Below are 12,987 nucleotides of genomic sequence, written 5' to 3' on the forward strand. Positions count from 1 at the left end.
TGGTGGAATGAGCCTACAGGGATCAGCGGCGGCGCATGAGGCCGATGAAGAACAGCCCGCCGATGGCCGCAGTGGCGACGCCAATGGGCAGGTCTTCCGGGGCAATGAGGGTACGGGCGGCGACATCGACCCAGACCAGAAACACGCTGCCAAGCAACACGCACACCGGCAGCAATCGCCGATGCTCCGCCCCGACCAAACGCCGCGCAATGTGCGGCACCATCAGCCCGACAAAGCCGATGGAACCGCTGATGGACACCAGCACCCCGGTCATCAGCGAGGCAATCACGAACACCCGTAGCCGGATCGTTCGTGCATTCAGCCCCAGCGTCACGGCGGTTTGTTCACCTGCCATCAACGCGTTCAACGGCCGGGCCATGCCGAGCAGCAACAGCAGCCCCAGCAGAACGCTGGCAGCCGGCGCCGCGAGCAATTCCCAGCGCGCCAGGCCGAGCCCGCCGAGCATCCAGAACATCACCGCCGAACTGGCGCGGTGATCGCCCATGAACAGCAGCAGATTGGCCATCGCCATCATCACGAACGACACCGCGACGCCACACAGCAGCAGGCGATCGCTGTCCAGCCGACCGTTGCGGTTGGCGATCATCAGCACCAGCAGCATGCTCGACAAGGCGCCGATAAACGCCGCGATGGGCAACGTCAGCAGGCCGACGATTTCACCCACATGCAACACCACGATCACCGCACCCAGGGTGGCGCCCGAGGTCACGCCGAGCAGGTGGGGGTCGGCCAGCGGATTGCGCGTCACCGCCTGGAGCGTTGCGCCGATCAACGCCAGCCCGGCACCGACCAGTGCACCGAGCAACATCCGTGGCACGCGAATCAGCCAGACGATGTGTTCCTGCCCGGTGCTCCAGTCGGGTACGCCGAGACCGAGGAGCTTGTGCAGCAGAATCCGCCAGACGACGTCCAGCGGCACCCGCGCCGGGCCGAAACCCAGTGACACCACAGCCGACATCAGCAACAGCGTGCCGAGCGCGATCAGCAACCAGGGGTAGTGACGGTTAATCATTCGCCGTGAAAACCCTTGGCCAGGGTGGCGACGGCCAGCACGTTATCGATCCCCGGCGTGGCCTGCACGTAAGGAATGACGATGAAGCGCTGGTGCTTGATCGCGTCCACCGATTGCAGGGCTTTGTTGTTCAGCAGAAACCGGATCTTTTGATCGGCGGTGATCTCGCTGTAGTCGACGATCACGATCACCTGGGGATTGCGTTCGACCACGTTCTCCCAGTTGACCCGTGTCCAGCTTGCCTCGACATCGTCGAGCACATTTCGCCCGCCAGCGGCGTCGATCAGGGCTTGCGGCATACCGAGGCGGCCCGAGGTCATGGCCCGGTCTTCACCGCTGTCGTAGAGGAACACGCGTGGTTTTTCGGCGGGCAGACCCTGGCGGATCTCGGCGACTTGCGCCTGCATGGCACCGATCAAGGCGTTGGCGCGATCCTGCACGTCGAAGATTTTGCCGAGGTTGCGCAGGTCGTTGTAGGTGTCTTCCAGGGTGGCCGGCGGGCGCTGCATCACGAAGGCGCAGGACTCGGTCAGCTCATAGACATTGATGCCCAATGGCTGCAGGGTTTGGGGGGTGAGGTCGCCGCCCACGCGCATGCCGTAGTCCCAGCCGGCGAAGAAGAAGTCAACGTTGGCATTGAGCAGGGTTTCCACCGACGGGTACTTCGCCGCCAGTTCCGGGAGGCCGTCGAGGAGGTTTTGCATGTCAGGCGTCACCGCCTTCCAGCCGGACACGCCGCTGTACCCGGCCATCTGTGGCTTGAGGCCGAGGGCGAGCATCATCTGGGTCATGTTGATGTCATGGCTGACCGCGTGTTTTGGCGCCTGCTGGAAGGTCACCTCGCGGTTGCAGCTCTGAATGGTCAACGGGTAATGCGTGGCCTCGGCCAAGGCGTGGGCGCTGCCCAGCAGTAAAACGAGGGTGAAACTGCGGCGCAGCAGGGAGCGCAAAATCATGGTCGGGTTATCCAGGTCATTCGTGGGTAGCCGTGCAAGGGGTGTTCATCGATCAGTGCTTCGACGCCGAAAACGTTACGCAACAGCGCGGCGTTGAGGACTTCTTTGGGCGTGCCGCTGGCGACGATGCGGCCGTGATTGATCACGTACAGTCGATCGCAAAAGGCGGCGGCCAGATTGAGGTCGTGGATGCTGGCCAATGTGCCGATCTGCAGGCGCTTGACCAACCTCAACAGCTCAAGCTGATAGCGCGGGTCGAGGTGATTGGTCGGCTCGTCGAGGATCAGCAATTGTGGCTGCTGGGCCAGGGCCCGGGCGAGGATCACACGTTGTTTTTCACCGCCGGAGAGGGTGGAGAAGGCATGGTCCTCGAAGCCCTTGAGGCCGACTGATTCCAGGGCCTGGGCCGCGAGATTTCGGTCTTCGAGGGAGTCGCCATCGAACAGGCCTTTGTGGGGCGTACGACCCATGGCGACCACTTCGTTCACGGTCAGGCCGAACGCATCGGGGAATTCCTGCAGAACCACGGCGATGCGTTGCGCGCACCAGCGTGAGGATTGCTTCCAGACGTTGTGATGCTCGAGTCTGATTTCGCCGCTTTGCGGTTTGCTGAAGCGCCAGGCGCAACGCAACAGGCTGGTCTTGCCGCTGCCGTTGGGGCCGATCAAGCCGACGAACTCACCGGCAGCCACGTGCAGCGAAGCATCACGCAACTGGAACTGGTGATGACAGTGGCCCTGGCCCAGGGGCGACCAGGTGATGTTGTTGAGGTGAAGCGAGGTCATGCCGCTACTCTTGAGGCGAAGCTTATGGCCTCTTCGCTGGCAAGCCAGCGCCCACAGGTGTTGTGCAAATTCTGTGGGAGCTGGCTTGCCAGCGAAGGGGCCCGAAAGAAAACCCGGAACTGCCAGGGTGATGCGCGGGGCAGTCTACAGTGCTGACAACCCCGCGCATCTCGCCTGTCTCAAGATGAAGATGAGGCCGACTCAGTTTGCCGGCCCAAGCGCGAAAACAGCACGCGATCCAGCACCCAGATCACCACCAGCGAGGCACCCACCAACGGAAAGGCCACGGCCAACGCGAACATGATGACCATCGCGGTTTTCCATTTCGGCAGGTCGTGACGCAGCGGCGGAACGCCGAACTTGCCTTGTGGGCGACGCTTCCACCAGATCACCACGCCACTGACGGCGCTGAGCAGGATCATCAGGCAGATCAGCAGCACAATGATCTGATTGAACACCCCGAACATCTTGCCTTCGTGCAGCATCACGCCGATTTCCGTGGCGCGGGCAACGGTGCCGTATTGCTCAAAGCGCACATCGGCGAGGACCTTGCCGGTGTACTGATCGACATGCAGGGTGGCGTCATTGCGCGGATCATCGGCGAACACGGCGATGGTGAACACCCCTGTGGCGGTGGTCGGCAAGGTGATGCTGTAACCCGGCTCGACCTTGCGTTGCACGGCGATGTTCTGCACGTCTTGCAGGCTGATGGCCGGTGCCGCAGGGCCAGCTTGCGCGCCGCCATGGGCCATGTGCTCGGCATGGTCACCGGACATCGGCATCGGCGTATTTTCCATGGCCCACGGCACGGTCTGGCGCGTGGCGCTGTTGAGGCTGCGGGCCTCGACGTCGGACTTGGGGACGTCATCCCACATCGAGGCGGGGAACACGTTCCATACTTCGGCGTATTGCTTGCCCCAGAACCCTGTCCAGGTCATGCCGCTGAGCAGCATCACCAGCAGCAGCGAGGCCCCCCAGAACCCGGTCACAGCGTGCAGGTCACGCCAAAGCACCCGTCCGCGACTGTTCAGGCGTGGCCACAGAATCCCCGCCGCCTGGCCGCGCGGCCACCACAGGAATACCCCGGAAACCACCAGTACCACGCCCCAACCGGCCGCCAGTTCGATGAGTCGGTCACCCACGGTGCCGATCATCAGCTCGCCATGAATCGCACGGGCGATGGCTTGCAGGTTCTTCTTGGCATCTTGCTCGCCGAGGATGTCGCCGTGGTACGGGTCGACGAATACATTCAGTTCGTTGCCGCCATTGAGCACGACGAACTGGGCACTGCGTTCGGCGTTGACCGGTGGCAGGTACTGCTTGATCGTTCCTTGTGGATACGCGTCTTTCACGCGCTTGAGCAGGTCGTCGGCCGGGACGGTGTGATGGCCGGCGGGGACGTTGAGCAGGCTGCTGTACATCAATGAATCGAGTTGCGGCTTGAACAGGTAAATCGTGCCGGTCAGGGCCAGCATCACCATAAAGGGGGCCACGAACAGGCCGGCATAGAAGTGCCAGCGCCAGGCCAGGTTGTAGAAATTCACTTTGGGCTGTTTCATCGTGTGTGCTCCGCTTGGCTTGGATCTTTTTGTTGTCTGTTACGGTTGCTGCGCAACCGATCGCGAGCAAGCTCGCTCCCACAGGGGGAGCGGGTTGCCCTCGAGGGTTAGAAGCTCATATCCACCTTGGTCCAGAACGTGCGCCCGGGCTCCTTGATGGCTTGCGGGTCATTGGCCGGGTAACCGAAACCGGCGTTGCCCGCCAGGTTCAGGTGTTCGGCGTACGCCTTGCCGAACAGGTTGTCGACGCCAGTACTGACCTTCCAGTTCTGGTTGATCCGGTAGGCGCCGTTGAGCGAGAACACGCCGAACCCCGGGGTCTTGTCGAAGTCCTTGCCGACGACATTGCCTTTGTTCTGGTCGATGCGGTTTTGCGCGGCGACCACTCGCCACAGTGCGCCGGCGCTCCAATTGTCTTCGCTGTAAGTCAGGCTAAAACGTGCGTCCAGCGGCGGCATTTGCGGCAACGCACTGCCATCGCTGCTGTTCTTGCCCCAGGCGTAGGCCAGGGTCGCGTCCGCTTTCCAGCGGTCGGTGAGCTGGTAGGCCGCGCCCAATTCACCGCCCATGATTCGCGCGTCGATGTTCTCGGCCTGCGAGGTGGTGCCCATCATTCCCGGCGTGTAGTCGAACAGAATGTAATCGCGCACCTGACCGACATAAGCCGAGGCCCAGGCTTCGAGCGCTTTGGTCTTGTATTGCAGGCCGACGTCGAGTTGGGTGGTTTTCTCCGGTTTGATCGAATCGAAGGCGTTCACCGAACCGGCAGGACCGGAGTTCGGCGAAAACAGCTCCCAGTAATCCGGGAAACGCTGGGTGTGCCCGAGGCCCGCGTACAGCGTGGTCGGGCTGTCAGCCAGATCGTGTTCATAACGAATGAAGCCGCTGGGCAGGGTGTCGGCGCGGGTGTCGTCGGCGGTCGGATTGGGCCGGGTCATCATGCCGGAGCCGGTGGTTTGCCGGTAATCCTTGGCCGAAGCACGGTCCAGGCGTGCGCCGCTGATCAAACGGTCACGCTCGGCGGCATACCAGGTCAGCTCGCCGAACACTCCGTAGTTATGGAAGTCAGCGTCCTTGGTGTAGGGCAGGTTCTGGTAGGTGTCGACACCCATGGCGCTGCGTTGGCGGTGTTCGTTGGTCTGCGCATCGATGCCGCTGATCAGCTGCACATCGGCCCAGTGCCAGGTGGCCTTGATGCGGGCGCCGAGGGTGCGGCGGTCGACGTTAGAGGCCATGGGGCCGGCCATCATGCCGGTGCCGGACGGCGTGCGCAGGGTGTAGTTGTCCATCACGTGGTCGGCGTAGTTGTAGTAGACCTGCGCCTCGAGCTTGTCCAGGACGTCACTGATGTTGGACTTCTCGAAGCGCAGGCCGAGGCTTTCGCGCTTGAACTGCGAACCGTCCATGCCGCGCCCGGCGTAACGGGCCTCGCCGTCGCCCTTGCCGGCGGTCAGTTCCAGCAAGGTATCGGCGTCCGGGGTCCAGCCGACAGCGACGTCGCCGTTCCATTTGTCGTAGCGCGACGCGACGGTGTCGTTGTTGCCGTCTCGATAATCATCGGAGTGCGCGGTGTTGCCGATGACGCGCACGTATCCCAGCGGCCCACCGGCAGCAGCGTCCACCAGCTTGTCGAACCGGCCGTTGGAACCGGCCAGCACGCTGGCATTCACCCGGGTGCCGAGTTCGCCGAAACGTTCCGGTTCACGGTCGAACAGGATGGTGCCGGCTGAAGCGCCAGGCCCCCAGAGCACGGTTTGCGGGCCTTTGATGACGGTCAGCTTGTCGTAGGTTTGTGGAGAAATGTACGAGGTGGGTGCATCCATCCGGCCGGGGCAGGCGCCGAGCATCATGCCGCCGTCGGTGAGGATGTTCAGCCGTGAGCCGAACATGCCGCGCAGGACCGGGTCGCCATTGGTGCCGCCGTTACGCACCATGGCGAATCCGGGGATGGTTTTCAGGTAGTCGGCACCGTCGCTGGCCGGCACCGGTTGGCGCGGCTCCTTGGGGTTGGTGACGATGGTCAGCGGTGAACTCGGCGCAACGGCGGTGATGACGGTCGGGCTCAGTTCTTCAACATGATTAGCGTGTTCATCGGCCAGCGCCACCGGCGCCAGAAGGGCACCGCACAGGATGGCGGTGGTGTGCCTGAAGCGGATGCTGGCTTCGTTCAGGGTAAAAGAGGCCTGGGCAGAGCTCAAGCGTGAGTCAGCAGAAAACCTGGACATGACAATTTCCATCGAACAGTCGTAAACGACACGGCCGACAACCTGCGCAATCCCTGTGGGACCGAGCTTTGGTTGTCTTGCGGACGTGTGAAATCAGTGGTGGGTGTTTACGCGAGGACGGGCGGGGCGCGGGTGCGAGCACCGGGGAAGAAGGTTTGCCGGGCATGGCCCAGGCGTGGGGAGGGTGTGGTGAAAGTATTGACGGGCGGGGTGTCGAATGCGGTGAATGACACGCCACCGGTGAGCGCCGGGCAGTTGAACAGCAGGCTGCAATAGCCGCATTTTTCCCAGAGGACATGATGCCCGGCTTGTGGCGGGCAGTGCTCGGCGGCGGGTTGCGCGCCGTGGTCGGCGTGCTCCATTGCCGACATGTCCATGCTCATGTCCATCGACATGCTCATGGACATGGCCGCACGCGAATCCATCGGCATCGACTGAGATATCAGCGGACCGATGAAAATCATCAGCATGGCGAACAGGCTGATCCAGCTGCCGCGTGTCAGGCTCAATGGCTGACGACGTGACCTGGATGACCTGGCGCTAAGCGCGCGCATGGGCGTTTTCAGCTCAGGCGATTACGGGGTATGCGCGTGTGCTGGCATGCCATCCGGCGCCTGCTTCTGCACCGTGACGTCGACCTTCACGTCACCGGCCTTCTCGAAGTGCAGGGTCATCGGGAACCGTTTGCCGTCAGTGAGCAGGCTGCGGTCTTTCAGGTTGAGGAGCATCACGTGATAGGCCATCGGCGCAAAAGTGACCTCGCCGCCAGCGGGGATCTCCACGCTCGGTACGTGCTGCATTTTCATCATGTCGTTTTGCATGACGTGCTCGTGCAACTGAGCTTCGCCTGCAATGGGGGTATCGGCGCTGAGCAGGCGGTCGGCGGTTTTGCCTGGGTTGTGAATCACGAAGTACGCCGCAACGGTCGGCGCATTGGGCGGCAACTCTTGCGACCAGGGGTGGGCGATTTCCAGTTCGCCAACCTTGTATTCGTGGGCATTGGCAAAGCAGGCAGGCAGCAGCAACGCGGCCAGAACGAGGAATTTGTTCAACATGGCAGTTCTCCGGAACGATTCAAAACGCAGTTCAATTGCGAGAAGGAATCACACCAGAGGGGAAGCGCGGGGATTGAGACTTGGCCATTGCTGGCGCGGCGTCGGGGTGTTGAGGGACGACGGAGGCAAGCTGCGATTGGATTCGAAACTGGCGAAATACAGCTGCGGTTCATGCCCTGGCAGCGCCACCAGCGGCGCGGAACCGGAGCAACACCAGCAATGCTGCATATTGGAGTGTTCGTCGTTTTGCGGTGCCTTCTGCTCAATCTTGCCCAGAGAAATTGCCACCATTTTGGTGCCGCTGGATGAACAGAAACTGCCCCACAACACTTGTTCGGCAGGTGCTGTGGTCGTCTGCGCCATCGCTCCGGACATCGGCATGGCGAGCATGTTGAACAGCACTGCGAAGCAGGCTATCCAGGCAATTGCGAGCCGGTGTCGGGACATGGAAAAAATCCGTTTGGGTGGGCGATCAGGCGCGGGCTATTTAGCCTGATCAGGGCCGATAAGTAAAAAGGCTGCGTGCGGTTTGGTGTCGCAGCCAAGTTCGCTTGTTTCTTATGCTGTCAGTGCGCACGCACCGCATGTACTTGCATATCTACTCCAAGCGTAGCGCGAATGACCGCGAATATCGCAGCCAGGTTGTCCATGCTCGGATTGCCTTTGGCAGATAGCATCCGATGGAGACTTTTGCTGGGCTTCGCTGTTCCCTTTGCCAGTTCTTCGAAACCTACAGTGGCGTTAACGAGGTCACGCAGAATGATCCTGGCCATTTCAGGTTCACCATTGAGAAACAGGGTAGCAGCCTCATCCAACAATGCTTGGGCGAACTCGGGATCACGCTGGGCGCGCTCGGCGATCGTGTGTTTGTAGCTTCGGGTTAGCGCCATGACTCTATCTCCGATTTCGTTGAGCTTTTTTTCGGGTCCGAAATTCGGCTATCAGTATTTTTGCCTGTTTGATGTCGGTTTTTTGCGTGGACTTGTCGCCTCCACCCAAAAGGATGATCAGGCGTTTCCCTTCTTGAACAAGGTAGATCCTGTAGCCGGGGCCCCAATTGATTCGATATTCGCCGAGACCTTCAAACCACTTGATGTTGGATGTATTGCCTAGCTCCAGTCTGAGCAATGCATTGGAAACCTTTAGCGCTGCCTGAGCATTCAAGGTGGAAAACCAGCGCCCAAAGGGGCTTGATTCGTTGTCCTGCACGTATTCTTCGAGTGTGATCACAGGCGGCCTTGAAGGTAACAAATAGGTTACTGTTCATGCAAGCCAATGATCCTGCCTTACTGAGCGCAGGCCGCCAACGCATCAAGTGTTTCCTCGAGCGACAGAAACTCCCGCTCAACCCCCGGCAACACCGGCCGCTTCAACACCAGCACCGGCACCCCACGTTCCCGCGCCACTTCCAGCTTCGGTTCGGTGGCGGTGCTGCCGCTGTTTTTGCTGATCAGCACGTCGATCTGCCGGCGTTCGAACAGCACACGCTCATCCTCGATCAGGAACGGCCCGCGTGCACCGATCACTTCGCAGCGCTCGTTGCCGGGATAAACGTCCAGTGCGCGCAGGGTCCAGAATTGATCCGGCGGGATTTCATCCAGGTGCTGCAGGGGCTCGCGTCCGAGGGTAAACAGCGGTCGCCGGAAGGGTTTGAGTGCCTGGATCAATTCAGCCCAGTCGCTGACTTCGCGCCAGTCATCCCCGGGCTGTGGTTGCCACGCCGGACGCCGCAGCGCCCAACAGGCGATGCCACTCAAGCGGGCGGCGGTCGCGGCGTTTTGACTGATTCGGGCGGCGTAGGGATGGGTGGCGTCGAGCAGCAGATCAATCCTTTCATCGCGGATGAACTGCGCCAGGCCTTCGGCACCGCCATAGCCGCCAACACGAACCTGGCAAGTCAGATCCGTCGGCACCCGACCGACACCGGCCAGGCTGTAGATGTGCTGTGGCCCCAGGGTTCGGGCAATCGCCAGGGCCTCGGTGACGCCACCGAGCAACAGCAGGCGTTTCATTGGAAGGCTCCTGCATGGCCGACGATCCCGCCCTGGCGATCGATCGCGAACACTTCGACCTGAACCTGCGCCGGCACCACGCTGCGGGCAAAGTCCAGGGCATGCCGGCACACTGCATCGCCGAGGGCGATCCCGGCGGCGCTGGCCATGGCCAACGCTTGCTGACTGGTGTTGGCTTCGCGGATGCTTTGCTGCAACGCCGCGTCGGCGCCAACCGCTGCCGCCCATTCGGCCAGTTGTGGCAGGTCGATGCTCGAATGCCGACTGTGCAAGTCCATGTGCCCGGCCGCCAGTTTGCTGATCTTGCCGAAGCCGCCACAAAGACTGAGTTTTTCCACCGGCACTTTGCGCAGGTGCTTGAGCACGGCGCCGACGAAGTCACCCATTTCGATCAGGGCAATTTCCGGCAGGTTGTAGACCCGACGCATCGTGTCTTCGCTGGCATTGCCGGTGCACGCGGCGATGTGCAGGTAACCGTTGGTCTTGGCGACATCGATGCCCTGATGGATCGAGGCAATGTACGCCGCGCAGGAAAATGGCCGGACGATGCCGCTGGTGCCAAGAATCGACAGACCGCCGAGAATCCCCAGGCGCGGGTTCATGGTTTTCAGCGCCAGTTCCTCGCCGCCTTCGACGTTCACCGTGACCTCGAAACCGCCGCCATAGCCGAATTCATCGGCCAGTCGGGTCAGGTGATCGGTGATCATTTTGCGCGGCACCGGGTTGATCGCCGGCTCGCCGACGCCCAGCACCAGCCCTGGCCGGGTGACGGTGCCGACACCGCGTCCGGCCTTGAAACTGACACCCGGTTCGCCGATGAGGCGTACCCGGGAGTAGAGCAAGGCGCCGTGGGTCACGTCAGGATCATCGCCAGCGTCTTTGAGGGTGCCCGCTTCGGCGCCGTCCTCGGTCGTGCGGCAAAACTCCAGGCGCATCTGCACCTGTTTGCCTTTGGGCAAGATGATCTCCACGGCATCCGAGCTCACCCCGCTGAGCAGCAGGCGAGCCGCCGCAAGGCTGGTTGCCGTCGCGCAACTGCCCGTGGTCAGGCCACTGCGCAGGGGGGCGGGTTGTTCGGCGGTTTCGTCACGCATCGAGGGACTTCGTCACATCCAGCAAGGTAATCGGCAACGCCTGACGCCAGGTATCGAAGTCGCCCAGCGGTTGTGCCTGAGCGATATGAATCCGCGTCAGGTCTCCGCCGTGCCGGTCGCGCCAGGCCATCAGGGTCATTTCACTTTGCAGCGTGACCGCATTGGCGATCAGCCGGCCGCCGGGTTTGAGGGCGGCCCAGCAGGCGTCGAGCACGCCTTCGCGGGTCACGCCGCCGCCGATGAAAATCGCGTCCGGTCGCTCCAGCCCGGTCAGGGCTTGCGGCGCACTGCCGCGAATCAGCTGCAGGCCGGGGACGCCGAGGGCATCGCGGTTGTGTTCGATCAACTGCTGGCGCCCTGCATCGGCTTCGATGGCCAGCGCCCGGCAACTCGGATGGGCGCGCATCCACTCGATGCCGATCGAGCCGCTGCCGGCACCGACGTCCCACAAGAGCTCACCGGGAACCGGGGCCAGGCGGGCGAGCGTGACCGCGCGTACATCGCGCTTGGTCAGTTGGCCGTCATGTTTGAACGCCGAGTCCGGCAAACCGGCCAATCTTGACAGGCGTGGCGTATCGGGTTCGGCGATGCAGTCGATGGCGATCAGGTTCAGGTCGGCAATCGCGGGATCGCTCCACTCGCTGGCAATGCCGTCGATCCGCCGTTCTGCGGGGCCGCCCAAGTGTTCCAGCACGCTGAGGCGACTGGGGCCGAATCCGCGATCACGCAGCAGTGCGGCGATGGCGGCGGGGCTGCCCCCGTCGTTGCTCAGGACCAACAAGCGCACGCCGCTGAACAACTGCGCATTGAGGGCGGCGACGGGGCGGGCCACCACCGATAACGTCACGACCTCCTGCAAGGGCCAGCCCATTCGGGCGGCGGCGAGCGAGCAAGAGGAGGGGGCTGGCAGAATTTGCAGGTCGGCGCTGGCCAGTTGTCGGCTGAGGCTGGCGCCGACCCCGAAAAACATCGGATCGCCACTGGCGAGAACACACACGGGCTCACCGCGCAGGGCCAGCACGGGCTCGACGGAAAACGGGCTCGGCCAGCTCTGGCGTTCGCCCCGAATGCACGCCGGCAACAGGTCCAGGTGCCGCTGACCGCCGAAGATCCGTGAGGCATGCAACAGGGCGTGCCGGGCGTTCTTGCCCAGGCCTTTGAAACCGTCTTCACCGATGCCTACTACCGTCAGCCAGGGGGCCATGCCGTTCCTCTTCTGTAAACCGAAGCCAAATCACTCTGCGCAACCTGCGTCGACTCACGCAGGTTGCGCATCATAACGCGGCGGCGAATGCATTCGCCTGTGGCAGCATGCGAAATCGTTGTTGATGGTGATAGAGGTGTTAATCGGGGGGGATTTAATTTTATTGATGACGCTTTCTCAGGTCGAATCTCTTCATTCTGATTTCGAGCCGCTTTTTCTCGATCATTGATCTTTTGCTTTCAAGTATTCTTTTATCCAGTTTAAGGCTGGCTCGATGCTGGATGATTGTTGCGGGCTGTTCTTCCCAGCTCCAGAATATAAAACTGTTCTTTTTGGCGTTGGCTACCAATTCCAGATTGAACACTGCAACTTCAAGAAAGCCTTTTGAATCATACCGCACAGGGATAACCTGAAAGCGCTTGCCATTAAGGCTTTCCTTATCCAGTGAGGCGATCGCCGGATTGTCCGGTTTCAACGCGTCGAGGGTGTCGATCATGGCGTTCCCTTGTCGGGAGTCGGGCATGCGCTGTGCGCTCTGAACCAGAAAATCCGCGATGCTCGTCGAGATGTCGTATCGCGTGCGAGTGAAGATGGCTTCCTGAAAGACAGACCAGCCAAAAAAATTCAGCGTCACTACATACTCATGTAACCATTTTTCCGAATCGGTAAAGCGGCTGCCGACCAGGTCCGCGGAATGGGTGGCTATTTGTGTGCAAAAGGTAAAATCATCGTAATCCGCTGGAGAGAGTTCACTGATGCATGAAATAAGATTGGGGCCGGTTAATGTTCCAGAGGGTTTGTCCATAACCATACACTGCTCCTTGTAGGTGGTGTTTGTGTTGTGATGCGTGGCTTTAATGGTTGATGAAACTACAAAGAATCATCGGTCGTTGAAATGATGGCGGGTTATAAATTTGATTCTTGCTGTTAAGCGTTTCCGTGGCGTTATTGCCTGATTGAATTGCCCCTGTGCAATACAGGCTCGAACAGCGCAAACCGGCCCCGGGATCGCTTTTCGTCGTCAATCTGCGCGGGCTTTTCATCCGGCCAGACAAAGCAGGCAT

At 61.3% G+C, this 12,987-nt stretch carries 14 protein-coding genes; all 14 read right to left on the minus strand.

Going from position 1 to position 12,987, the window contains the following annotated elements; translation table 11 throughout:
• Positions 1–22 precede the first annotated feature (22 nt).
• A complete protein-coding gene (locus GQ39_RS27940) occupies positions 23–1,033 on the minus strand; it encodes a FecCD family ABC transporter permease (protein ID WP_047536912.1) in 1,011 nt (336 codons plus the stop codon).
• Positions 1,030–1,989, minus strand: coding sequence for an ABC transporter substrate-binding protein (locus tag GQ39_RS27945; RefSeq protein WP_047536914.1), 960 nt, complete (start codon positions 1,987–1,989; stop codon positions 1,030–1,032). Before GQ39_RS27945 ends, GQ39_RS27940 begins: the two co-directional genes overlap by 4 nt.
• Complete coding sequence (locus GQ39_RS27950) at positions 1,986–2,774, minus strand: ABC transporter ATP-binding protein (RefSeq protein WP_047536918.1); 789 nt, start codon at positions 2,772–2,774, stop codon at positions 1,986–1,988. Before GQ39_RS27950 ends, GQ39_RS27945 begins: the two co-directional genes overlap by 4 nt.
• Before the next feature lie 179 nt (positions 2,775–2,953).
• Positions 2,954–4,333 (minus strand): PepSY-associated TM helix domain-containing protein, encoded by a 1,380-nt coding sequence (locus tag GQ39_RS27955; protein WP_047536921.1) that lies wholly within the window; start codon positions 4,331–4,333, stop codon positions 2,954–2,956.
• 107 nt (positions 4,334–4,440) lie between these two features.
• Positions 4,441–6,558 carry a TonB-dependent copper receptor gene (locus GQ39_RS27960; protein ID WP_047536924.1) on the minus strand — a complete coding sequence of 706 codons (2,118 nt, stop codon included), beginning with the start codon at positions 6,556–6,558 and terminating at the stop codon, positions 4,441–4,443.
• A 107-nt stretch (positions 6,559–6,665) separates the two neighbouring features.
• Positions 6,666–7,112 carry a DUF2946 domain-containing protein gene (locus tag GQ39_RS27965; protein ID WP_047536927.1) on the minus strand — a complete coding sequence of 149 codons (447 nt, stop codon included), beginning with the start codon at positions 7,110–7,112 and terminating at the stop codon, positions 6,666–6,668.
• Positions 7,113–7,133: 21 nt separating this feature from the next.
• On the minus strand, positions 7,134–7,613 hold the full coding sequence (locus tag GQ39_RS27970) for a copper chaperone PCu(A)C (RefSeq protein WP_047536929.1): 480 nt from the start codon (positions 7,611–7,613) through the stop codon (positions 7,134–7,136).
• A gap of 48 nt (positions 7,614–7,661) precedes the next feature.
• Positions 7,662–8,060, minus strand: coding sequence for a DUF2946 domain-containing protein (locus GQ39_RS27975; protein ID WP_047536932.1), 399 nt, complete (start codon positions 8,058–8,060; stop codon positions 7,662–7,664).
• 119 nt (positions 8,061–8,179) lie between these two features.
• Complete coding sequence (locus GQ39_RS27980) at positions 8,180–8,503, minus strand: helix-turn-helix domain-containing transcriptional regulator (RefSeq protein ID WP_047536935.1); 324 nt, start codon at positions 8,501–8,503, stop codon at positions 8,180–8,182.
• A 4-nt stretch (positions 8,504–8,507) separates the two neighbouring features.
• Entirely contained in the window at positions 8,508–8,843 is a 336-nt protein-coding gene (locus GQ39_RS27985; protein ID WP_047536938.1) for a type II toxin-antitoxin system RelE/ParE family toxin, read from the minus strand.
• Positions 8,844–8,899: 56 nt separating this feature from the next.
• Positions 8,900–9,625: a cobalt-precorrin-6A reductase gene (locus GQ39_RS27990; RefSeq protein WP_047536940.1), complete on the minus strand. Its 726-nt coding sequence runs from the start codon at positions 9,623–9,625 to the stop codon at positions 8,900–8,902.
• Entirely contained in the window at positions 9,622–10,719 is a 1,098-nt protein-coding gene (locus GQ39_RS27995; RefSeq protein WP_047536942.1) for a cobalt-precorrin-5B (C(1))-methyltransferase, read from the minus strand. Before GQ39_RS27995 ends, GQ39_RS27990 begins: the two co-directional genes overlap by 4 nt.
• The gene (locus GQ39_RS28000; RefSeq protein ID WP_047536945.1) at positions 10,712–11,923 is read right to left on the minus strand and encodes a bifunctional cobalt-precorrin-7 (C(5))-methyltransferase/cobalt-precorrin-6B (C(15))-methyltransferase; all 1,212 of its coding nucleotides are present in this window, start codon (positions 11,921–11,923) and stop codon (positions 10,712–10,714) included. Before GQ39_RS28000 ends, GQ39_RS27995 begins: the two co-directional genes overlap by 8 nt.
• 160 nt (positions 11,924–12,083) lie before the next feature.
• Complete coding sequence (locus GQ39_RS28005; protein WP_047536947.1) at positions 12,084–12,734, minus strand: hypothetical protein; 651 nt, start codon at positions 12,732–12,734, stop codon at positions 12,084–12,086.
• Positions 12,735–12,987: the final 253 nt, after the last annotated feature.

The organism is Pseudomonas sp. 11/12A, from assembly GCF_000800055.1.
In the GTDB taxonomy this organism is placed as follows: Bacteria; Pseudomonadota; Gammaproteobacteria; order Pseudomonadales; family Pseudomonadaceae; genus Aquipseudomonas; species Aquipseudomonas mohnii.

What these genes read in the sequence shown, in the direction of transcription:
- GQ39_RS27940 (WP_047536912.1), bottom strand. Translation starts at nt 1,033, where the DNA reads ATGATTAACCGTCACTACCCCTGGTTGCTGATCGCGCTCGGCACGCTG.
- GQ39_RS27945 (WP_047536914.1), bottom strand. Translation starts at nt 1,989, where the DNA reads ATGATTTTGCGCTCCCTGCTGCGCCGCAGTTTCACCCTCGTTTTACTG.
- GQ39_RS27950 (WP_047536918.1), bottom strand. Translation starts at nt 2,774, where the DNA reads ATGACCTCGCTTCACCTCAACAACATCACCTGGTCGCCCCTGGGCCAG.
- GQ39_RS27955 (WP_047536921.1), bottom strand. Translation starts at nt 4,333, where the DNA reads ATGAAACAGCCCAAAGTGAATTTCTACAACCTGGCCTGGCGCTGGCAC.
- GQ39_RS27960 (WP_047536924.1), bottom strand. Translation starts at nt 6,558, where the DNA reads ATGTCCAGGTTTTCTGCTGACTCACGCTTGAGCTCTGCCCAGGCCTCT.
- GQ39_RS27965 (WP_047536927.1), bottom strand. Translation starts at nt 7,112, where the DNA reads ATGCGCGCGCTTAGCGCCAGGTCATCCAGGTCACGTCGTCAGCCATTG.
- GQ39_RS27970 (WP_047536929.1), bottom strand. Translation starts at nt 7,613, where the DNA reads ATGTTGAACAAATTCCTCGTTCTGGCCGCGTTGCTGCTGCCTGCCTGC.
- GQ39_RS27975 (WP_047536932.1), bottom strand. Translation starts at nt 8,060, where the DNA reads ATGTCCCGACACCGGCTCGCAATTGCCTGGATAGCCTGCTTCGCAGTG.
- GQ39_RS27980 (WP_047536935.1), bottom strand. Translation starts at nt 8,503, where the DNA reads ATGGCGCTAACCCGAAGCTACAAACACACGATCGCCGAGCGCGCCCAG.
- GQ39_RS27990 (WP_047536940.1), bottom strand. Translation starts at nt 9,625, where the DNA reads ATGAAACGCCTGCTGTTGCTCGGTGGCGTCACCGAGGCCCTGGCGATT.
- GQ39_RS27995 (WP_047536942.1), bottom strand. Translation starts at nt 10,719, where the DNA reads ATGCGTGACGAAACCGCCGAACAACCCGCCCCCCTGCGCAGTGGCCTG.
- GQ39_RS28000 (WP_047536945.1), bottom strand. Translation starts at nt 11,923, where the DNA reads ATGGCCCCCTGGCTGACGGTAGTAGGCATCGGTGAAGACGGTTTCAAA.
- GQ39_RS28005 (WP_047536947.1), bottom strand. Translation starts at nt 12,734, where the DNA reads ATGGTTATGGACAAACCCTCTGGAACATTAACCGGCCCCAATCTTATT.